The organism is Pseudomonas sp. FA-1 (assembly GCF_056856075.1).
The window spans coordinates 572,180-592,195 of the sequence record NZ_JBWXTH010000001.1; the positions used below are offsets into that span (position 1 = coordinate 572,180).

17 protein-coding genes are annotated in these 20,016 nt (G+C 63.9%); 8 read left to right on the forward strand and 9 right to left on the reverse strand.

The window, feature by feature from the left end; genetic code table 11:
• Nucleotides 1–3 precede the first annotated feature (3 nt).
• From sutA to glnK, 3 genes are all read right to left on the reverse strand, one after another.
• Nucleotides 4–330, reverse strand: a complete 327-nt coding sequence (gene sutA / locus AC1MHZ_RS02635; RefSeq protein ID WP_084855379.1) for a transcriptional regulator SutA — start codon at nt 328–330, stop codon at nt 4–6.
• 455 nt (nt 331–785) lie between these two features.
• Nucleotides 786–2,117: an ammonium transporter gene (locus AC1MHZ_RS02640; RefSeq protein WP_084855378.1), complete on the reverse strand. Its 1,332-nt coding sequence runs from the start codon at nt 2,115–2,117 to the stop codon at nt 786–788.
• Nucleotides 2,118–2,160: 43 nt separating this feature from the next.
• Complete coding sequence (gene glnK / locus AC1MHZ_RS02645) at nt 2,161–2,499, reverse strand: P-II family nitrogen regulator (protein ID WP_002555808.1); 339 nt, start codon at nt 2,497–2,499, stop codon at nt 2,161–2,163.
• A gap of 366 nt (nt 2,500–2,865) precedes the next feature.
• Here glnK and AC1MHZ_RS02650 point away from each other — a divergent pair, with 366 nt between their 5' ends.
• From AC1MHZ_RS02650 to AC1MHZ_RS02660, 3 genes are all read left to right on the forward strand, one after another.
• The gene (locus AC1MHZ_RS02650; RefSeq protein ID WP_084855377.1) at nt 2,866–3,129 is read left to right on the forward strand and encodes an accessory factor UbiK family protein; all 264 of its coding nucleotides are present in this window, start codon (nt 2,866–2,868) and stop codon (nt 3,127–3,129) included.
• A gap of 176 nt (nt 3,130–3,305) precedes the next feature.
• Entirely contained in the window at nt 3,306–4,793 is a 1,488-nt protein-coding gene (locus AC1MHZ_RS02655; protein ID WP_084855376.1) for a YifB family Mg chelatase-like AAA ATPase, read from the forward strand.
• A 395-nt stretch (nt 4,794–5,188) separates the two neighbouring features.
• Nucleotides 5,189–6,973: a monovalent cation:proton antiporter-2 (CPA2) family protein gene (locus AC1MHZ_RS02660; RefSeq protein ID WP_084855375.1), complete on the forward strand. Its 1,785-nt coding sequence runs from the start codon at nt 5,189–5,191 to the stop codon at nt 6,971–6,973.
• A 4-nt stretch (nt 6,974–6,977) separates the two neighbouring features.
• Here the strand turns inward: AC1MHZ_RS02660 and AC1MHZ_RS02665 are convergent, their stop codons facing one another.
• Nucleotides 6,978–7,274 carry a HigA family addiction module antitoxin gene (locus AC1MHZ_RS02665; RefSeq protein WP_216356225.1) on the reverse strand — a complete coding sequence of 99 codons (297 nt, stop codon included), beginning with the start codon at nt 7,272–7,274 and terminating at the stop codon, nt 6,978–6,980.
• Between the two features lie 533 nt (nt 7,275–7,807).
• Between AC1MHZ_RS02665 and AC1MHZ_RS02670 the strand changes: the two genes are divergently transcribed.
• Nucleotides 7,808–8,101 carry a DUF3077 domain-containing protein gene (locus tag AC1MHZ_RS02670; RefSeq protein ID WP_084855374.1) on the forward strand — a complete coding sequence of 98 codons (294 nt, stop codon included), beginning with the start codon at nt 7,808–7,810 and terminating at the stop codon, nt 8,099–8,101.
• 203 nt (nt 8,102–8,304) lie between these two features.
• Complete coding sequence (locus tag AC1MHZ_RS02675) at nt 8,305–9,216, forward strand: LysR substrate-binding domain-containing protein (protein ID WP_084855373.1); 912 nt, start codon at nt 8,305–8,307, stop codon at nt 9,214–9,216.
• Between the two features lie 100 nt (nt 9,217–9,316).
• Here AC1MHZ_RS02675 and AC1MHZ_RS02680 read toward each other — a convergent pair whose 3' ends face one another.
• From AC1MHZ_RS02680 to ycaC, 3 genes are all read right to left on the reverse strand, one after another.
• Complete coding sequence (locus tag AC1MHZ_RS02680) at nt 9,317–11,299, reverse strand: amidohydrolase (protein ID WP_465001573.1); 1,983 nt, start codon at nt 11,297–11,299, stop codon at nt 9,317–9,319.
• A gap of 173 nt (nt 11,300–11,472) precedes the next feature.
• Entirely contained in the window at nt 11,473–12,024 is a 552-nt protein-coding gene (locus AC1MHZ_RS02685) for an antibiotic biosynthesis monooxygenase (protein WP_084855371.1), read from the reverse strand.
• A 59-nt stretch (nt 12,025–12,083) separates the two neighbouring features.
• Nucleotides 12,084–12,713: an isochorismate family cysteine hydrolase YcaC gene (gene ycaC / locus AC1MHZ_RS02690; RefSeq protein WP_084855370.1), complete on the reverse strand. Its 630-nt coding sequence runs from the start codon at nt 12,711–12,713 to the stop codon at nt 12,084–12,086.
• Between the two features lie 237 nt (nt 12,714–12,950).
• On the opposite strand from ycaC, the gene AC1MHZ_RS02695 reads away from it, so the two are divergent.
• Complete coding sequence (locus AC1MHZ_RS02695) at nt 12,951–14,378, forward strand: mechanosensitive ion channel family protein (RefSeq protein WP_324818022.1); 1,428 nt, start codon at nt 12,951–12,953, stop codon at nt 14,376–14,378.
• A 12-nt stretch (nt 14,379–14,390) separates the two neighbouring features.
• Here AC1MHZ_RS02695 and amaA read toward each other — a convergent pair whose 3' ends face one another.
• Together amaA and amaB are read right to left on the reverse strand one after the other, a co-directional pair.
• Entirely contained in the window at nt 14,391–15,677 is a 1,287-nt protein-coding gene (gene amaA, locus AC1MHZ_RS02700) for an L-pipecolate oxidase (RefSeq protein ID WP_084855368.1), read from the reverse strand.
• Between the two features lie 141 nt (nt 15,678–15,818).
• Nucleotides 15,819–17,309 (reverse strand): L-piperidine-6-carboxylate dehydrogenase, encoded by a 1,491-nt coding sequence (amaB, locus tag AC1MHZ_RS02705; RefSeq protein WP_084855367.1) that lies wholly within the window; start codon nt 17,307–17,309, stop codon nt 15,819–15,821.
• A gap of 136 nt (nt 17,310–17,445) precedes the next feature.
• On the opposite strand from amaB, the gene AC1MHZ_RS02710 reads away from it, so the two are divergent.
• Both AC1MHZ_RS02710 and hglS read left to right on the forward strand, forming a co-directional pair.
• Complete coding sequence (locus AC1MHZ_RS02710; RefSeq protein WP_084855366.1) at nt 17,446–18,336, forward strand: LysR family transcriptional regulator; 891 nt, start codon at nt 17,446–17,448, stop codon at nt 18,334–18,336.
• Nucleotides 18,337–18,513: 177 nt separating this feature from the next.
• Entirely contained in the window at nt 18,514–19,899 is a 1,386-nt protein-coding gene (gene hglS, locus AC1MHZ_RS02715) for a 2-oxoadipate dioxygenase/decarboxylase HglS (RefSeq protein WP_465001575.1), read from the forward strand.
• Nucleotides 19,900–20,016: the final 117 nt, after the last annotated feature.

Genomic DNA, 20,016 nt, shown 5'->3' on the forward strand with positions numbered 1-20,016 from the left:
CACTCAGATAGGGCGGCTGCCGTACTTGTTGTCCGGCTTCTTGGGCGGATCGGCGACCACGTTGGCTTCGACCTCTTGAACCTTGCCACCACGTGCAAGGAATTCTTCCATGGCCTTGGCCAGCGCATCGCGCTCCTTCTGCTTGGCCTCCATGCTCGGCATCTCGTCTACCGAGACCGCTGCCTTGGATTTGCCCTTGGCGGCAGGTGCGGGGCTGTCGTCTTCGCCGGCATCTTCCACGCCGTCGTCGGCTGCAGCTTCAAGGCCCTCATCGGCCTCGTCTTCGTCGCCTACTTCGAGGTCGTCATTTTCCAGATCGTCGTCGCTCATGTTCTACCTCATGACTTGCGAAAAGCAGGTTAGTTATAGACCAATGGAGCCGTAGACCGGCGTCCACCAGTGAAAATTCAACTGGCCGTGGGTTGGCCACTGCCCGGGCATCCATCTCCTGATGGGAGACTGCCGCCCTGCAGGCCCTGCTCCTGGCAGTGCCTGAAAAATCATCGAGCCATCGGCCGGAAAAAAGCGCCGGCAATTACCTGCTGGCCATGCGCTATTGCAAGCCTAGCAAAGGGTTGAGAAGAGTGTGGACAGCTCATCGAACACCCTTCGGCGCGCATTCTAGCGCGCTCGTGAAAAAAGCAAAGCTCCCTGAACGCCTGGCAACCTGTAAGTTTTTTACGAATGTCACGAACGTGCCGGGTAAACCGTTTGCCCTACGCTAAACAGCGAATTCCAGGCAAAAAAAAGCCCGGCGAACCGGGCGATTTTCTACCGCGTTGCGGTTACAGGTTGTAGCCGCGTTCGTTGTGCTGAGCCAGGTCGAGGCCGACCGACTCTTCTTCGTCATTGACTCGCAGCCCCATCAAGCCATCGAGCACCTTGAGGATCACGTAGGTGGCAATGGCGGTGTAGACCACGGTGAACAGCACGCCCTTGGTCTGCACCCAGACCTGCGCGCCGATGTCTTCGACCGCACCAAAGCCGCCCAGGGCAGGCGCTGCGAATACGCCGGTGAGGATGGCACCGACGATACCGCCGACCCCATGCACGCCGAAGGCATCCAGAGAGTCGTCGTAGCCGAGCTTGCGCTTGAGGCTGGTGGCGCAGAAATAGCAGATCACGCCCGAAGCCAGGCCGATCACCAGCGCGCCCATCGGGCCAACGGTACCGGCAGCCGGCGTGATGGCCACAAGGCCGGCGACCACACCCGAGGCGATGCCCAGGGCACTCGGTTTGCCGTGGCCGATCCATTCGGCGAACATCCAGCCCAGTGCCGCGGCGGCGGTGGCGATCTGGGTGACCAGCATGGCCATGCCGGCGGTGCCGTTGGCGGCGGCGGCGGAACCTGCGTTGAAACCGAACCAGCCGATCCACAGCATCGCGGCGCCCATCAGGGTATAGCCCAGGTTGTGCGGGGCCATCGGCGTGGTCGGGTAGCCCTTGCGCTTGCCCAGCACCAGGCAGCAGACCAGGCCTGCGATACCAGCGTTGATGTGCACCACGGTGCCACCGGCGAAGTCCAGTACGCCCCAGTCCCACATCAGTGCACCGTCACCGCTCCAGACCATATGGGCGATCGGTGCGTAGACCAAGGTGAACCACACGCCCATGAACACCAGCATCGCAGAGAACTTCATGCGCTCGGCGAAAGCACCGACGATCAGCGCCGGGGTGATGATGGCGAAGGTCATCTGGAAGGTGATGAACACCGCTTCGGGGAACAGCGCGGCAGCCGAGGTCAGGCTCTGAGGCGTGACACCGCTGAGGAACGCCTTGGAAAAGCCGCCGACGAAGGAATTGAGGTTGACCACGCCTTTTTCCATACCGGAGGTATCGAATGCCAGGCTGTAGCCATAGATGACCCAGAGAATGCTCATCAGGCCGGTGATGGCGAAGCATTGCATCATCACCGACAGCACGTTCTTCGAGCGCACCATGCCGCCGTAGAACAGCGCCAGGCCCGGAATGGTCATGAACAGCACCAGCGCCGTGGCGGTGAGCATCCAGGCGGTGTCACCGGAGTTCAGCGCCGGGGCAGCGTCCTCTGCCAGGGCCAGGCCGGGCATTACGAGGGACAATAGGGCTCCTAGCCCTGCGATCTTGCGCAGAGTCATGTTGTTTTCTCCTGGGGCGTTGGGTTTGGTGAGGCTGTGGTGCTTAGATCGCGTCGGTATCGGTTTCGCCGGTACGGATGCGAATGGCCTGCTCCAGATTGACCACGAAGATCTTGCCGTCACCGATCTTGCCGGTGTTGGCCGCCTTGGTGATGGCTTCGATGACCCGGTCAAGATCCTTGTCGTCGATGGCGACGTCGATCTTCACCTTGGGCAGGAAATCGACCACGTACTCGGCACCGCGGTACAGCTCGGTATGGCCTTTCTGCCGACCGAAGCCTTTGACTTCGGTCACGGTGATGCCCTGCACGCCGATTTCCGACAGCGACTCGCGCACGTCGTCCAGCTTGAACGGCTTGATGATGGCAGTGACTAGCTTCATGAAACTTCTCCCGATTTGGTGGACTTGCCCCAGGAAAACAAACCCGTCTCAAGTCTAAGCGCAGCGCCTGGCTTTGTAACGCGCCGTCGGCGGCATCTGGCATCGCATGCGCGCTGCCTGGTTCAAGGAACTGCATCAGTGCATGGCTCGCAGAGGTCTTAGCAGAAACCTTGCCAGCTCGAACAAAGCCATAAAAAACAAAGAGTTACTGTAAATCCGAGTGCTGGGCCAATCGCTATCAGGCAAAACGCGCACAATTATGGTGCATGCTGGCCTGGCGTATTGCGCAAAACCTGTGCAGCGCGAGCCCCGCCGGGGCGCGTGTTACACTGCCCGCCTTCTCATTGATTCAGCGGACAGCCCAACATGCTCGCGCCAAAAGCCTTCCTCGACGCCCTGAGCGACCAGGCCTCCCGCCTGTTCAGCGGCGACACCGCCCAACCCCGCGCCGAACTGGAAAGCCAGTTCAAGGTCCTGATGCAAGGTGCCTTCAGCAAGCTGGACCTGGTCAGCCGGGACGAATTCGACAGCCAGATGGTCGTCCTGGCGCGCACCCGCGCCCGCCTAGAGGCGCTGGAGAAGCAACTGGCCGAGCTGGAGGCTCGGGTCGCGCCGCCTGCCCAGGAATAACGACCGCCGCTCCCTATGGGTGCGGGCTCACCCGCGAAGGGCCGTACAGCGGCCCCTGGCCTTGACCCGGTTCGCTGCAAAACCCCGACGCACTCTTTCCCGATAGCCTTTCCCCAGGCGCTCTATGCTTGCCAAACCGCAGGAAGCGGTTCCCCACAAGCGACCACGGAGTGTCCATGTCCCTCGCCCTCGTCCACAGCCGCGCCCAGGTCGGAGTACTGGCGCCCGCTGTCAGCGTCGAAACCCACCTGGCCAACGGCCTCCCAACCCTGACCCTGGTCGGGCTGCCCGAAGCCACGGTCAAGGAAAGCAAGGACCGGGTGCGCAGCGCCATCGTCAATTCCGGGTTGGACTACCCCAACCGACGCATCACCCAGAACCTCGCGCCCGCCGACCTGCCCAAGGACGGCGGCCGTTACGACCTGGCCATCGCCCTGGGCATCCTCGCGGCCAATGGCCAGGTACCAGTGGCGGCTTTGAGCGAGATCGAGTGCATCGGTGAGCTGGCCTTGTCGGGTGGGTTGCGCCCGGTACAGGGCGTCTTGCCGGCGGCGCTGGCGGCCCGGGAGGCCGGGCGAGCGTTGGTCGTGCCGAAGGAGAATGCGGAAGAGGCGAGCCTGGCGAGCGGCCTGGTGGTCTATGCGGTGGGCCATCTACTGGAGCTGGTCGCCCACCTCAACGGCCAGGTGCCCCTGCCACCTTACGCGGCCAACGGTTTGCTGCTGCGCAGCCGGCCCTATCCCGATCTCAGCGAAGTACAAGGCCAGGCCGCAGCCAAGCGTGCGCTGTTGGTGGCGGCGGCGGGAGCCCATAACCTGCTTTTTACAGGCCCGCCAGGTACCGGCAAGACATTGCTCGCCAGCCGCCTGCCCGGGTTGCTTCCCCCACTGGATGAACGCGAAGCCCTGGAAGTGGCGGCGATCCAGTCGGTCAGCGGCCATAAGCCGCTGGACTGCTGGCCACAGAGGCCTTTCCGACACCCTCATCACTCAGCGTCAGGACCGGCCCTGGTGGGCGGGGGTAGCCGGCCGCAACCAGGAGAGATCACCCTGGCGCACCATGGCGTGCTGTTTCTGGATGAACTGCCAGAGTTTGAGCGGCGTGTACTCGAAGTACTTCGCGAACCCTTGGAGTCCGGCGAGATCGTGGTGGCGCGGGCCAAGGACCGGGTCCGCTTCCCGGCGCGCTTCCAGTTGGTGGCTGCGATGAATCCCTGCCCGTGCGGCTACCTGGGCGACCCTACCGGGCGCTGCCGCTGCAGCACCGAACAGATCCAGCGCTACCGCAACAAGCTTTCCGGCCCCCTGCTCGACCGCATCGACCTGCATCTGACCGTGGCACGGGAAAGCACGGTGCTGACCAACGACCCCAGCGGCGATTCCAGCGCCAGCGTCGCCCGCCTGGTGGCCGAGGCCCGCGAGCTGCAGCAACGCCGTCAAGGGTGCGCCAATGCCTTTCTCGACCTCAATGGCCTGCGCCGCCATTGCGTGCTGGAGCCTGCCGACCAGGCCTGGCTGGAGGGTGCCTGCGAGCGTTTGACCTTGTCGTTGCGCGCAGCCCATCGCCTGCTCAAGGTGGCCCGCACGCTGGCTGACCTTGAGCAGGTGGAGCGCATTGGCCGTGCGCACCTGGCCGAAGCGCTGCAGTATCGGCCTGGTTCCTGATCACGGCAGTGCATGCAACTCCATCGCGGGGCAAGCCCGCTCCCACAGGTTTGCCGCCGTGCTCAAGGTGGCGATGACGTGTAGGAGCTGGCGGAGCCTGCGATGGGCCGCAAAGCGGCCCCTTGAGTCTGAAGAGCTCCACCGTTTGAAGGCTTGGGGCTGTTTTGCAGCCCATCGCAGGCTGTCGCCAGCTCCCACCGAGATTGCGCCGCTCTCAAGACTTGCGAAATCCCTGTGGGCTTGTCCTGCAAAGGTACCAATGACAGAACGCTGCTTCTCGGGAAACCCGGATTGTCCTGTTTCGATCCCAGGACGAAAATGCGCCCCTCGCTTACCCTGGCGTAAGCTGATACCGCTGCGCCAATCCCCCACAAGCCGCTCAAGGAGCCCGAGCAATGCCCCACGAAGGCAGCCTTCTACAAACCGCAGTGATCTTCCTGCTCGCCGCTGTCCTGGCAGTCCCGCTGGCCAAGCGTCTGCAACTGGGCGCAGTGATCGGCTACCTGCTCGCTGGCGTGGCCATCGGCCCACAAGCCCTGGGGCTGATCCGCGATACCGAAAGCGTCGCGCATATTTCCGAGTTGGGTGTAGTTCTGCTGCTGTTCATCATCGGCCTGGAGCTGTCGCCGAAACGCCTGTGGCTGATGCGCAAATCGGTGTTTGGTGTCGGCACCGCCCAGGTGTTGCTGACCGGCGCGGTCATCGGCGCCATCGCCCTGTTCGGCTTCGGCCAGTCGCTGCCGGCAGCGATCGTGCTCGGCCTGGGCCTGGCATTGTCGTCCACCGCCTTGGGCCTGCAGAGCCTGGCGGAAACCAAGCAGCTCAACGCCCCTCACGGGCGCCTGGCATTCGCCATCCTGCTGATGCAGGACATCGCAGCGATCCCGCTCATCGCCCTCGTCCCTCTGCTGGCCGCCAGCGGCCCGGACACCAGCCAGGGCGACAGCCTGGAACATGGCCTGAAGGTGTTCGCCAGCATCGCCATCGTCATCGTCGGCGGCCGTTACCTGCTGCGCCCGGTGTTCCGCACCGTAGCCCGTACAGGCATCCCTGAGGTCTCGACCGCCACTGCACTGTTGGTGGTGATCGGCACCGCCTGGCTGATGGAGGAAGCCGGCATTTCCATGGCCCTGGGCGCCTTCCTCGCCGGCCTGCTGCTGGCGGATTCCGAATACCGCCATGAGCTGGAGTCGCAGATCGAACCGTTCAAGGGCCTGCTGCTGGGCCTGTTCTTCATCAGCGTAGGCATGGGCGCCAACCTGGGCTTGCTGCTGGAGATGCCCTTCGTGCTGCTGGGCCTGACCCTGCTCCTGGTCGCGGTGAAGTTGGCGCTGTTGATCGGCGTCGGCCGCGTCGCAGGCCTGAGCAGCACCAGTGCTCTTCGCCTGGGCATGGTACTGGCGGCGGGCGGTGAGTTCGCCTTCGTGGTGTTCAAGCTGGGCAAGGACCAGGGCCTGCTCGACACCCAGACCTACGACCTGCTGTTGATGACCATCACCCTGTCGATGGCCATCACGCCCCTACTGATGCTCGGTTGCGCCCGCGCCCTCAAGCGCCCGCAAGCCACGCGTGAAGTGCCCGAACAGTACAAGCAGATCCAGACCGACACGCCACGGGTGGTGATCGTCGGCATGGGCCGCATGGGCCAGATCGTTTCGCGCATCCTGCGCGCCCAGAAAATCCCCTTCATCGCCCTGGAAACGTCTGTGGACGCCATCGAGATGACCCGCATGTTCGAGCAGGCCCCGGTGTTCTACGGCGACCCGCTGCGCTCGGAAGTACTGCATGCTGCCAAGGTCGGCGAGGCGGAATATTTCATCATCACCACCGACGACCCCGACGTCACCACCCGCACGGCGGAGCGGGTCAAGCGCCTGTACCCGCACCTGAAGGTGTTGGCCCGCGCACGCAACCGCCAGCATGTGCACAAGTTGGTGGATGTAGGCGCCGAGCCGATCCGCGAGACGTTCTACTCCAGCCTGGAGATGAGCCGCCGGGCATTGGTCGGGTTGGGCTTGAGCGACGAACAGGCAGCCGACCGGATCGAACGGTTCGCCCAGCATGACGAAGAGGTGCTGGTCGCCCAAGGGCAGGTACGCGATGACCGGGCCAAGGTGATGCAGACGGCCAAGGAGGCGCGGTTGGAGTTGGAGCGGTTGTTTGAATCGGATACTGATTGAGCGATCAGGCAAACACTAACCGTACTATCTGGGGGTGCTCACGGTGCGCAGCCTGCCAGAGATCATAAGCTGCCTGTTCCGCAAGGTACTGGCGGGCATCACCAAGGCCCGCCAGCTCAAGACGATAAGCAAGGTCGGCGGATATGGCGGCGCGTCCATTGAGCACGGTGGACAATTGCCCACGCGAATAGCCGAGGTGGCGCGCCAGCCCCGATACGCTCATGCCAATAGCAGGTAATACGTCCTCACGGAGAGACTCCCCTGGGTGGGGTGGATCGAACATGGCATTGGGAAGCCACATAGTCGTGCTCCTGAAGGATTTCCGGGTGCCGCAGTTTGTTCCTGACCGCCCGGTTTGGCGACTTCAGGTGCTCCGATCTGTGCGTAAGTAATTTCTCAAATTAATTCCAAGCAAATCCAGCCGCCCTCTTCGCAGGCCATCGCTACTAGACGGTCTGATATAGCCTCCGGAAAGAAGGCTTGACTGCACTAGCCGTGCACCGTTCTTAAACACGGTCGTCTCAGCAACGCCCTACTTCATCGCGAGCCATTTCCTACGTATGCGTGCAGCGTGGGGATTTATCGTACACACCGTGTCGACGCCCGTCTGATTGTCCGGGGAAAGCCTGCTCTCTAGGCTTGCCGGGTCGCTGTCGGTTCAGCGATCGGGCGTGGAAACCCGTCTAGGTCTGAGGTGCTGTCTTCAATGGCAGTTGTGCGCGGGAGGCCGTATGGCCTACCGGGTTGCCTCTCACCGGTTTTCCACCCCGCGTACAACTGCCACCCTTCGCGTGGAAACGGATGGTTGCAGTACAACCTAGAGAGCACACTGCAATGAAAAAGATCGTCCCCGATCCACCCCTCCCCAACACCACACAACGCGCCTTCAGCCGCTGCGACGCCGGCCATCCACCATTGTTCACGGTAAATCCGGATGTATCCGCCCATGACGCCCTTGTACACGTCGCACAGTACCTGCGAGGTGCCTACGACTGTGGCTACAAGGCTTTGGAACACCTGGACGAAACCGGCAAGAGCCTGTTCTGGAGCACCCTGAATGCGGTCGAAATGGCAGAGGGGTTGATTGAGGCGCTACTGGATGGGATCGAATTGCAGCCCGTGAATTGAGGTATTGCCACCCCCCCAGGCAACCACCCATCGAGTTGCCTGATATTAACCGCAGCCGACGCGATTCAGCTGGCGTTCTGTTTCATGGACGATTGCTTTTGTACTATCTACGCCAGCCCTTTCGCATCTGGTGCCGCCCCACAACGGAGCAGCTTTAGCCGCGAAGAGGCCAGTACAGGCAGCCACGCATCCGGAGACGATCATTGGAAGACCTCAATTCCCTCTACTACTTCACCCAGGTAGTCGAGCACGGCGGCTTCGCCCCGGCTGGCCGGGCGCTGGACATTCCCAAGTCCAAGCTCAGCCGGCGCATCGCCGACCTGGAAGAGCGCCTGGGCGTGCGCCTGCTGCAGCGCACCAGCCGGCACTGCTCGCTGACCGAGATCGGCCAGGCCTACTACCAGCGCTGCCTGGCCATGCGCGTGGAGGCCGAGGGGGCGGCGGAGATCATCGAGCGCAACCGCAGCGAACCTCGCGGGCTGGTACGCATCAGCTGTCCGACCACCCTGCTCAACTCCTGGGTCGGGCCGATGCTGACCCGCTACATGATCAAGTACCCGCAGGTGGAACTGTTCATCGAGAGCACCAACCGCCGGGTCGACCTGCTGCACGAGGGCTTCGACATCGCCTTGCGTGTACGCTTCCCGCCGCTGGAAAACACCGACATGGTGATGAAGGTGCTGAGCAACAGCACCCAGTGCCTGGTCGGCCAGCCGCAGTTCCAGGAGCAACTGCCTGACGGCTTTGACCCCCTGATGCTCGGCCAGCTGCCGAGCCTGCACTGGGGCAGCGCCCAGCGTGAATACCGCTGGGAACTGTTCCACGACGAGGACGCCAGTCGCAGCATCGTCATCCCCCACACGCCCCGCGTAGTGACTGACGACCTGTTCGCCTTGCGCCATTTCGTAGTGACCGGGGTAGGTATCGCGCACTTGCCGCGGGTGGCGGTGCGCGACGACCTGGCAGCGGGCCGGTTGGTGGAGTTGATCCCGGGTTGGCACCCGCGCTGCGGTATCGTGCATGCGATCTTCCCTTCGCGACGGGGGTTGCTGCCGTCGGTGCGGGCGTTGATCGATCATTTGGCCGAGGAGTTCGCCGTCAGCGACATGGCTTGATATCGAGATGGCGAAGCAGCCCCGGCCTGTGTTGCAGTGTTGTCTTGGGGCTGCTTTCAACCTTTTCGCGACGCAAGGCCGCGTCACTGGGCATGTGCGCTCAAAACGCGAAGCACGAGCAGCCCAGTGCGCCCCAGAAACCTTGGAAGTCGTTCACCGGTACATTCGAATGCCGCGCCTTCTCATGGCTGTGCGCATGCACCCCGCAAGGCCCGACGCACTGGTGGGCCACCGCCGCCAACGACGGCGTACCGACTCGCCAATGCCCTGGCACCTTGGTCACCGGCGACCACTCCGGCAGCACCGGCACCTGCGGGGGGCCGAGCCTGTCGAACTCCGCCGCGCCATATACCACCTTGCCGTCGACGATGGTCAGCACCGACTCGATCCCCTTGATCGCTTCCTCCTCGACACTGAAGAAGTCCAGCGACAGCGCCGCCAGGTCGGCCAGCTGCCCTACTTTGATCTGGCCCTTCTTGCCCTGCTCGCTGGAGAACCAGGCGCTGCCCTGGGTGAACAGTTGCAGGGCGGTGTCGCGGTCGAGGCCTTCGGGGTACAGCGCCATGCCACCGACGGTCTTGCCGCTGACCAGCCAATATAACGAAGTCCATGGGTTGTAGCTGGACACACGGGTAGCGTCGGTACCGGCCCCCACCGGCACGCCCATGTCGAGCATTCGCTTGATCGGCGGCGTCTGCTCGGCAGCCTTGGCGCCATAGCGGTCGACGAAGTATTCACCTTGGAAGGCCATGCGGTCCTGGATGGCGATACCACCGCCAAGTGCCCGCACTCGCTCGATGTTCTGCGCCGTGATGGTCTCGGCGTGGTCGAAGAACCATGGCAGGCCGTTGAACGGGATGTCACGGTTGACCTTCTCGAACACATCGAGCATGCGCGAGATCGACTCGTTGTAGGTGGCATGCAGGCGGAACGGCCAGCGCTGCTCCACCAGATGGCGCACCACCGGCTCGAGCTCTTGTTCCATGGTTTGCGGCAGGTCAGGACGCGGCTCGAGGAAGTCTTCGAAGTCGGCAGCCGAGAACACCAGCATTTCGCCGGCGCCGTTGTGGCGCAGGAAGTCGTTGCCGCCATGCAGCTTGACGCTAGAGGTCCAGCTCTTGAAGTCGGCCAGTTCCTGCTTGGGCTTCTGGGTAAACAGGTTGTAGGCGATGCGGACGGTCAGCTGGTTATTGTCGGCCAGCTGCTGGATGACCTGATAGTCGTCCGGGTAGTTCTGGTAGCCGCCGCCGGCATCGATGGCACTGGTCAAGCCCAGGCGGTTGAGCTCGCGCATGAACTGGCGGGTGGAATTGACTTGGTATTCCAGCGGCAGCTTCGGCCCCTTGGCCAGGGTGGCGTAGAGGATCATCGCGTTCGGGCGGGCAATGAGCATGCCGGTCGGGTTGCCGAACTTGTCGCGCTGGATCTCGCCGCCTGGCGGATTGGGGGTGTCCTTGGTGTAGCCCACGGCCTTGAGGGCGGCTCGGTTGAGCAACGCGCGGTCGTAGAGGTGCAGCAGGAACACCGGGGTGTCGGGCGCGGCCTGGTTGATCTCTTCCAGGGTCGGCATGCGTTTTTCGGCGAACTGGAATTCATTCCAGCCACCGACCACACGCACCCACTGTGGGGTGGGTGTACGCGCGGCCTGGTCCTTGAGCATGCGCAGGGCGTCGGCTACCGACGGCACACCCTCCCAGCGCAGCTCCAGGTTGTAGTTCAAACCACCGCGGATCAGATGCAGGTGCGAGTCGTTCAGGCCGGGGATCACCGTGCGCTGCCTGAGGTCGATGACTTGGGTGGTGTTGCCCTTGTGGGCCATGGCCTCGGCGTCGCTGCCCACAGCGATGAAGCGGCCGTCCTTGATGGCGACTGCGGTCGCAGTGGGCTTCTCGCGGTCAACGGTATGCAGTTTGCCGTTGAACAGAATCAGGTCGGCCGTCATGGAACCTCCTTGGATGGATGCGTGAACGGAACCGGCGGCGCCGGTGAAGGGCAATGCGGACCAGAGCGCGCCGGCGGCACCCAGCACGGTGCTGGCGGCGAGGAACTGGCGACGGGTCGTGTCGTTGTGGTCCTTGGACATGGTCTTCTCCGTCTGGGCGGCAGGCGCAACCGGGCGCATGCCGGCTGGGGCCGATCAGGGCCTGGATGCAAGTGCGGTGGGCTGTGAAAGATTAGCCCTGTTCAACGTTTGTGCTGTCTGGCGTAGCCTCTTTCGGGGTGAACCCGCGCCCACAGCTACATCAAAGGCTTGGCTCAGCCGCGCAACCAATTGGCGCAGCGGCGGGTTACCCAAGGCATGATGTAGAACACCACGGGCAGGATGACGAACAGGTTGACGATGAGGTTGCCGGCGATCGCGCCGCCCAGTTGCGGGAAGCGCGCGAAGAGCGGCGCCAGCAGCTGCGGGATGACCAGCGTCATGGGGCAGATCACCAGGTACGTCAGCAGTGCCTGCTTCCAGCGTGGCGGTTGGGACGCTCCGCTGGCGGGTGGGGTGAACCAGAACTCCGGATCATCATGGACCTGGGTCTGGTCGCCTTCCTCCAGCAGCGGCAGCACCTCGTTGACCAGTGCCTGGCGTTCGGCGGAATCGACCCAGGCCTGCAATTGGTTGGCCTCGGCGAAACGCACCACGGTGGTGAACTGGCGGCTGCCGTTGTCAGGGCGGATCACATTCACATCCAGATGACCCGGCTGCTGGCGGGCGACGCCGACGGTGTGCCGCAGCCAGTCTTCATAACGTGCCAGCGCATCGCTACGCACTCTGTGCTGGATGACCAGCGTCACCACAGTACGGTTGTCCATCGATCTTCCCCTAGGCAAGGTGAAGCCAGGCGCCGGCATCCGGCGCCTGGTCAGGAGGTTTACTTGCCAGCAACCAGGGTGCTGTAGCTGGTCATCAGGTTGCGGTAGTCCGGGATGTGGTTGGAGAACAGGGTACCCAGGCCTTCGATGTCGTTGCGCCAGTCGCGGTGCAGCTCACAGGCCACGCCGAACCAGGTCATCAGTTGCGCACCTGCGCGGCTCATGCGGTCGTGGGCGGCGTCGCGGGTCATCTCGTTGAAGGTGCCGGAGGCATCGGTCACCACGAACACTTCGAACTCTTCTTCCAGGGCCGACAGCGCCGGGAAGGCCACGCACACTTCGGTCACTACGCCGGCGATGATCAGTTGCTTCTTGCCGGTGGCCTTCACGGCCTTGACGAAGTCTTCGTTGTCCCAGGCGTTGATCTGGCCAGGGCGGGCGATGTAGGGCGCGTCCGGGAACATGGCCTTGAGCTCTGGCACCAGCGGGCCGTTGGGGCCTTGCTCGAAGCTGGTGGTGAGGATGGTCGGCAGGTTGAAATACTTGGCCAGATCAGCCAGGGCGAGCACGTTGTTCTTGAAGCGATCCGGCTCGATGTCGCGTACCAGCGAGAGCAGGCCAGTCTGGTGGTCGACCAGCAGAACGGCAGCGTTGTTCTTGTCCAGACGGTTGTAGGTGAATGGGGTCATGGTCTGTGCTCCTTCAGATTGGGTTGGGATGTTGCCTTGACTGCATGGGCACAGATTAAAAACATCACCTTTGAAGCACTAGATAGTGAAAATTGGCTGTTGCGTTCTATTTTCAGAACGAAAACCGTGTCGGCTCGACTCGCGGGTAAACCCGCGAATGGGGCGGCGACGTCATCCATTGCCTGCCTGCCCAACGTGCTCTTTACTTCCCCCATCCGTCCTTGAACCGAGACCATCATGCTGGCCTTCATCCAGTCCTCACCGCTGCTACTCGGCGCCTGCCTGGTGCTCTTGGACCTGCTGCTCTGGCAGCTGATCCCGGTCGAGCGCCGGGCCTGTCGCATCGCTGCCCGGCTGGTGATCTTCCTGCTGTTCAGCTGGGTCTTGCTCACCGCCGGCCTGAGCCCGTTGCAACCTGCGCCCTGGCCGGACGATGTGCCGCGCAACCTGATCGCCACCCTGCTGGAAATCGCCTGGTGGCTGTTCGGCGCGCGTACGGTCACGGTGGTGTTCGGCCTGCTGCTGGTGGCGCGAGGCGGCCATGGTGGGCGTCTACTGCAGGACGTGCTGGGCGCGCTGATCTTTCTCGCAGCGGTGGTGGCCGCGGCAGCCTACGTAATGCAACTGCCGGTCAAAGGGTTGCTGGCCACCTCCGGCGTCATGGCCATCGTCATCGGCCTGGCGTTGCAGAGCACCTTGGCGGACGTGTTCTCCGGCATCGTGCTGAACACCACGCGGCCCTACCAGATCGGTGACTCGATCTCCATCGACGGCACCGAAGGCAAGGTATTGGACATCGACTGGCGCGCCACGCGGCTGCTCACCGGCACCGGTAGCCTGGCCGTGGTGCCCAATTCGGTGGTGGCGAAAGCCAGGCTGCTCAATTTCAGCCGCCCGGCGGATGTGCACGGGGTATCGATCAGTGTGGTGGTACCGGCCAAGGTGCGGCCCAAACGGGTATTCGATGCTTTGGAAAAGGCGCTGCAGGGCACCAGCGCGTTGCTGGCCACGCCCAAGCCCAAGGTCGCGGTGAAGGCTTCGACCCTCGAATCCGTGGAGTACGAGGCCAGCGGCTTCGTCGCCAGCATGGAACGCAAGACCGAGGTGCGTAACCAGCTGTTCGACCTGGCCCACCGCCACCTGGAGGCCAGCGGCGTGATGTGGAACGTCGATCTGGCCCTGCCACCACGAAGTCGCCAGCGCGACCTGCTGGACGAGGTGCGGGTGTTCCGCTCGTTGACCGGCGAAGAGCGCGATGCCCTGAGCCAGCGCATGACAGCAGTGGAATACCTGGCGGACCAGGTGATCCTCGGCGTGGGCGAGCACTCCGACCATGTGCTGGTGATCGGCAGTGGCGTGGTCTCGGCGTCGATCCGCGATGGCGAGCGGCTGGTCGAGGCCGGGCGCATGGGGCCGGGCGAGGTGTTGGGGATCGAAGGGTTGACCGACGACGAGGCGTCCTTCGCCGAGTTCCGCACGCTGACCGGCTGCCTGCTCTATCGCATCGACAAGGAGCAGGTACGCAGCTGCCTGATCAAGCGTGGCGAGGTGCAGTCGGCACTGACCAAACTGCAGCGGTTCCGCCGCCAGAGCCGGGAATCACTGTTGCTGCAGAAGCCGCCTGAAGTGAAGAAAGGCGGCTTCCTGAGCTGGTTGCACAAGTAAGCCTCCACGCTCCTACAGCACTACCCGCAGGCACTGGCCCGCGTGATACAGCGCGAATCCGGACTCATAGAACGCGGTACGTAACGAGGGGGCACTCACCGGCTTCATCGGCGAGAACGGGATCGGCAGGCTGTCTGGGTCATCCTTGAGCAGGAATTCGGCAAACGCCCGGCCGATCACCGTGCCGGTGGTGTTGCCGCGGCCGTTGTAGCCGGTCACCGCCACCAACCCAGGGGCCGGTTCGAACAGGCGCATCAGGTGATCGGGGGTGAAGTCGATGCAGCCGGTCCAATGCATTTCCCATTCGACCTTGCCCAATTCCGGGTAGTAATGGCTCTGGATGCGGTCGGCCCAGCTGCGCACGAACCAGGCCGGCTTGTTGTCGACTCGGCCCAAGCTGCCCAGCAACAGGCGGCCCTGGTCGTCGCGGCGAATGCTGCTGAGCACGGTACGGGTGTCCCAGGAGCCTTGGCCGTGGGGCAGGACCTTGTCCGCCGCCGCGCCTTGCAAGGGCTTGGACGCGACCTGGTAGTAATAGCCCCGGAAGAAGTGCTTCTGCAGGTTGCTCCACTCGCCTTCGGTGTACGCGCCAGTGGAAATCACCACCTTGTCGGCACGCACAGAGCCACGGGCGGTATTCACCCGCCAGCCATCGCCGTCGCGCTCCAGGCCCTGGACCGAGGACTGTTGGAACAATTGGCCGCCCAGGCGTGCCACGGCAGCGGCCAGGCCTTGGGTGTACCCCATGGGGTTGATGGTGCCGGCGCGGCGGTCGAGCAGCGCGGCGGAAATCTTGTCGGTGCCGCAATATTCCTGGCAACGCGCGCCGGTCAACAGCTCGACGTCGGCGCCGCGTCGGCTCCACTGGGCATGGCGGGCCTCCAGGTCAGCGATGCCGGTAGCATTGTGCGCCATGTGCAGGGTGCCCTTGTGCTGGGCCTGGCAGTCGATGCCCAGGCGCTCGATCATGGCGAACACTTCGCCCGGAGCTTCGCCAAGCACCTTGTTCAGGCGGCTGCCCTGCTGCAGGCCAAGGGTCGCCTCGACGTCGTCGGGGCGGATCCAGGTGCCGGCGTTGACCAGGCCGACGTTGCGTCCCGAGCCACCATGGCCGATCTTCCAGGCCTCCAGCAGGATCACCGATTTGCCTTGCTCGAGCAGGTGGATCGCCGCCGACAGGCCCGTGATGCCACCGCCGATCACGCAGACATCGGCCTTGTGCTCACCGGCCAGGGCCTGGGTGGCGACGGTTGGCTTGGTGACGAATTCCCACAGACATTCTTGACGCAGTTCGGACATGGCCCGGCTCCAGCAATGTTGTTCTTGTTGGGGCCGCATTGCGACCCATCGCGGGACAAGCCCGCTCCCACAGGATTGCGCTGAACCCTGTGGGAGCGGGCTTGTCCCGCGATACGGGGGCAGAGCCCCCGCGTGCGATCATCAGTCGAACACGATCCCCTGCGCCAGCGGCAGCTCGCGTGAGTAGTTCACGGTGTTGGTCTGCCGACGCATGTAGCCCTTCCAGGCATCCGAGCCGGACTCACGGCCACCGCCGGTTTCCTTCTCGCCGCCGAAGGCGCCACCGATCTCCGCACCGCTGGTGCCGATGTTGACGTTGGCGATGCCGCAGTCGCTGCCCGAAGCGCTCTGGAAGCGTTCGGCCTCGCGGATGTCAGTGGTGAAGATGCACGAGGACAGGCCTTGTGGCACTTCGTTGTTCAGGCGCAGGGCCTCTTCGAAGTCGTCATAGGCCAGCACGTAGAGGATCGGGGCGAAGGTCTCGTGGCGTACCACGTCGCTCTGGCCCGGCATCTCGGCGATGGCCGGCGAAACGTAGTAGGCGTTCGGGTATTCGCTGGCCAGCTGGCGCTCGCCGCCGAATACCTGCCCGCCTTCGTCGCGCGCCTTGGCCAGCGCGCCTTGCATGGCGTCGAAGGACTGCTTGTCGATCAGCGGGCCGACCAGGTTGTCCTTGCGTGGGTCACCGATGCGTACCTTGCCGTAGGCGGCTTTGACACGGGCAACCACTTCATCCTTGATGGAGCGGTGCACGATCAAGCGGCGCAGGGTGGTGCAGCGTTGGCCGGCGGTACCGACCGCCGAGAACAGGATGCCGCGCACGGCCAGGTCCAGGTCGGCGCTCGGGGCCAGGATCATGGCGTTGTTGCCACCCAGCTCGAGGATGCTGCGCCCGAAGCGGGCCGCGACGCGCGGGCCGACTTCGCGCCCCATGCGGGTGCTGCCGGTGGCGCTCACCAGCGGTACGCGCGGGTCGTCCACCAGGGCTTCGCCGGCTTCACGGCCGCCGATCACCAGCTGGCTCAGGCCCTGCGGCGCATCACCAAAGGCATTCAAGGCTTTTTCGAACAACGCCTGGCAGGCCAGGGCGGTCAGCGGGGTCTTCTCGGACGGTTTCCATACCACGGCGTTGCCGCACACCAGGGCCAACGCGGTGTTCCACGCCCAGACCGCAACCGGGAAGTTGAAGGCACTGATCACGCCGACCACGCCCAGCGGGTGCCAGGACTCACGCATGTGGTGGCCCGGGCGCTCGGAGGCGATGGTCAGGCCATACAGCTGGCGCGACAGGCCGACGGCGAAGTCGCAGATATCGATCATTTCCTGGACTTCGCCCAGGCCTTCCTGGGTGATCTTACCGGCCTCGATGGACACCAGCTCGCCCAGCTCGGCCTTGTGGGCACGCAGCACTTCGCCGAACAGGCGCACCAGCTCGCCGCGGCGCGGGGCCGGCACGTTGCGCCAGGCCTCGAAGGCTTTTTGCGCCTGGTCGATACGCGCGGTGGTCTGGGCCTTGTCGAGCAGCTTCACCGAGGCGATCTGGCTGCCGTCGATCGGCGTGTGAACAGGGTAGTCACCCTGGGTGTAAGCCTCGGCGGCAACGCCAAGGCGCTCGAGCAATCCAGCGACCATGTGCTTCTCCTACAGAAGGTGGAGGGTTGAAAACCTGATGTGGATCAGTATTAATCCGATGACACTGGCGCAACAAACGACCTTTATTCCGTATATCATTCCGCCAGGTAATGAACAATCCGCCGTAGAGACCGCTATGTCCAAACGCCTGGTGCCATCGATGACCGCCCTGCAGTGCTTCGAGGCCGCTGCCCGTCACCTGAGCTTCACCCGTGCCGCCGAGGAACTGCACCTGACCCAGAGCGCGGTCAGCAAGCAGGTGGCACAGCTCGAGGAAATGCTCCGTCACCACCTGTTCCTGCGCATTCGTCGGCGCCTGCAACTGACGCCCGCGGGCTCGCTGTACCTGGCCGAGGTCAACAAGATCCTTACCCAGGTGGACATGTCCAGTCGCTACGTACTGACCTACGGCGAGCAGACCGAAGTCTTGAAGGTAGCCACCCAGCCGAGTTTCGGTGTGCGTTGGTTGATCCCGCACTTGAAGGGATTTGGCAAGCGCCACCCCAACATCCACCTCGACATCCGCAACGAAATGGAGCCTTTCGCCCTGCTTCAGGGCTCGGCCGACGCGGTGTTCTTCTATGGCCAGGGCACCTGGCCGGGCGCCACCTGCGTGGAACTGTTCGGCGAGGAGGTGGTGCCGGTGTGTGCACCCGAGCTGCTGCAGGGGCGAGCCTTGCACGATGCCAGCGAAGTGGCCGAACTGGTGCTGCTGCAAAGCACCTCGCGGCCAGAGGCCTGGCATGAATGGTTCCTGGAGCAGCGCCTGCACACCGACAACAGCTACCACGGGCCGCGCTTCGACACATTCTACATGGCACTGAGTGCGGCCCAGGCCGGTTGTGGCGTGGCGCTGGTACCGCGCTACCTGGTGAGCAAGGAGCTGGCCGAGGGCAGCCTGGTGGTGGCCTGGGACTATGCGATGAAGAGCCCCGGGGCCCATTACCTGGCCTTTGCCGAACATGCGGCGGAGGTGCCGAAGGTGCGGGCATTAGTGGAGTGGGTTCGGGAGCAATTGCAGGGCTGACTGTTATCGGGCCCGCTTTGCGGGCCGTCGCGGGGCAAGCCCGCCTCTACAGGGATGGCGCAACACTCGCGATCATCAATCGCAAAAGGAATGACACCTGCACTTTTTTTCGCTTGTGGGGGAGGTGCATTCCCCGCTTTCATGTACGGGTATCCACTCACCTCCAGGAAGCTAGCGATGCCCGCCCATGATTTCGTCAGCCCCGACAGCATCCGCGCGCAGTTCTCTGCCGCCATGTCGCTCATGTACAAACAGGAAGTGCCCCTGTACGGCACGCTGCTGGAGCTGGTGAGCGAAATCAACCAGCAGGTGATGACCCAGCAGCCCACGGTCGCCGAGGCCCTGCGCTGGACCGGTGAGATCGAGCGCCTCGACCAGGAGCGCCATGGCGCCATCCGCGTCGGCACCGCCGAGGAGCTGGCGACCATCGCCCGGCTGTTCGCGGTCATGGGTATGGAGCCGGTGGGCTACTACGACCTGAGCTCGGCCGGCGTGCCGGTGCATTCCACCGCCTTCCGCGCTGTGCATGAACAGTCGCTGCACATCAGCCCGTTCCGCGTGTTCACGTCCCTGCTGCGCCTGGAGCTGATCGACAACCCGCAACTGCGCGAGCTGGCCCAGGGCATCCTGGCCAAGCGCAAGATCTTCACTCCACAGGCCCTTGAACTGATCGCCCAATGCGAGCGCGACGGTGGCTTGGGCGCTGCCGATGCCGAGGCCTTCGTCCAGGAAGCGCTGCACACCTTCCGCTGGCACCAGGACGCGACGGTGACCGCCGAGCAATACCAGCGGTTGCACGATCAGCATCGCCTGATCGCCGATGTGGTGGCCTTCAAAGGCCCGCACATCAACCACCTGACCCCGCGCACCCTGGACATCGACGCCATCCAGCTGGGCATGCCGGCCAAGGGCATCCCGCCCAAGGCGGTGGTCGAAGGCCCGCCCACCCGCCGTCATCCGATCCTGCTGCGCCAGACCAGCTTCAAGGCCTTGCAGGAAAAGGTAGCCTTCAGCGATGCGCAGGGCAGTCATACCGCGCGCTTCGGCGAGATCGAACAACGCGGCGCGGCGCTGACGCCGAAAGGCCGCCAGCTCTACGACCGCCTGCTCGATGCAACCCGCGACGCCCTGGGCGGCGTGCCAGCCGAAGCCAATGCCGAGCGCTACATGGCGCTGCTCAAGGCGCAGTTTGCCGAGTTCCCGGACGACCTGGCGCAGATGCGCGAGCAGGGGTTGGCCTATTTCCGCTACTTCGCCACCGAGAAGGGCCTGGCCGCCCGCGACCAGCAGGGCCGGCCGACCACGCTGCAAGGGCTGATCGACGCAGGTCATGTGCATTACGAAGCCTTGGTGTACGAAGACTTCTTGCCGGTGAGCGCGGCGGGGATCTTCCAGTCCAACCTGGGCGACGATGCCCAGGCCGACTATGGCAGCAATGCCAACCGCGAAGCCTTCGAGGCAGCGCTGCAGATGAAGGTGCAGGATGAACTGGCCTTGTATGCCCAAAGCGAGCGGCGCTCGCTGCAGGCCTGCGCCCAGGCGCTGAACCTGGACTTCAAGTGATCTGAACACGTTTGCGGCGCTTTGCGCCCTTTTCGCGGCACAAGGCCGCTCCTACAGATGTTCACGGTGCTTCGGTAGGAGCGGCCTTGTGCCGCGAAAGGGCTGCGAAGCAGCCCC

What these genes read in the sequence shown, in the direction of transcription:
- AC1MHZ_RS02655 (WP_084855376.1), top strand. Translation starts at nt 3,306, where the DNA reads ATGTCCCTCGCCCTCGTCCACAGCCGCGCCCAGGTCGGAGTACTGGCG.
- AC1MHZ_RS02695 (WP_324818022.1), top strand. Translation starts at nt 12,951, where the DNA reads ATGCTGGCCTTCATCCAGTCCTCACCGCTGCTACTCGGCGCCTGCCTG.
- AC1MHZ_RS02665 (WP_216356225.1), bottom strand. Translation starts at nt 7,274, where the DNA reads ATGTGGCTTCCCAATGCCATGTTCGATCCACCCCACCCAGGGGAGTCT.
- hglS (WP_465001575.1), top strand. Translation starts at nt 18,514, where the DNA reads ATGCCCGCCCATGATTTCGTCAGCCCCGACAGCATCCGCGCGCAGTTC.
- ycaC (WP_084855370.1), bottom strand. Translation starts at nt 12,713, where the DNA reads ATGACCCCATTCACCTACAACCGTCTGGACAAGAACAACGCTGCCGTT.
- AC1MHZ_RS02660 (WP_084855375.1), top strand. Translation starts at nt 5,189, where the DNA reads ATGCCCCACGAAGGCAGCCTTCTACAAACCGCAGTGATCTTCCTGCTC.
- sutA (WP_084855379.1), bottom strand. Translation starts at nt 330, where the DNA reads ATGAGCGACGACGATCTGGAAAATGACGACCTCGAAGTAGGCGACGAA.
- AC1MHZ_RS02680 (WP_465001573.1), bottom strand. Translation starts at nt 11,299, where the DNA reads ATGTCCAAGGACCACAACGACACGACCCGTCGCCAGTTCCTCGCCGCC.
- glnK (WP_002555808.1), bottom strand. Translation starts at nt 2,499, where the DNA reads ATGAAGCTAGTCACTGCCATCATCAAGCCGTTCAAGCTGGACGACGTG.
- amaB (WP_084855367.1), bottom strand. Translation starts at nt 17,309, where the DNA reads ATGGTCGCTGGATTGCTCGAGCGCCTTGGCGTTGCCGCCGAGGCTTAC.
- AC1MHZ_RS02640 (WP_084855378.1), bottom strand. Translation starts at nt 2,117, where the DNA reads ATGACTCTGCGCAAGATCGCAGGGCTAGGAGCCCTATTGTCCCTCGTA.
- AC1MHZ_RS02650 (WP_084855377.1), top strand. Translation starts at nt 2,866, where the DNA reads ATGCTCGCGCCAAAAGCCTTCCTCGACGCCCTGAGCGACCAGGCCTCC.
- AC1MHZ_RS02685 (WP_084855371.1), bottom strand. Translation starts at nt 12,024, where the DNA reads ATGGACAACCGTACTGTGGTGACGCTGGTCATCCAGCACAGAGTGCGT.
- amaA (WP_084855368.1), bottom strand. Translation starts at nt 15,677, where the DNA reads ATGTCCGAACTGCGTCAAGAATGTCTGTGGGAATTCGTCACCAAGCCA.
- AC1MHZ_RS02670 (WP_084855374.1), top strand. Translation starts at nt 7,808, where the DNA reads ATGAAAAAGATCGTCCCCGATCCACCCCTCCCCAACACCACACAACGC.
- AC1MHZ_RS02710 (WP_084855366.1), top strand. Translation starts at nt 17,446, where the DNA reads ATGTCCAAACGCCTGGTGCCATCGATGACCGCCCTGCAGTGCTTCGAG.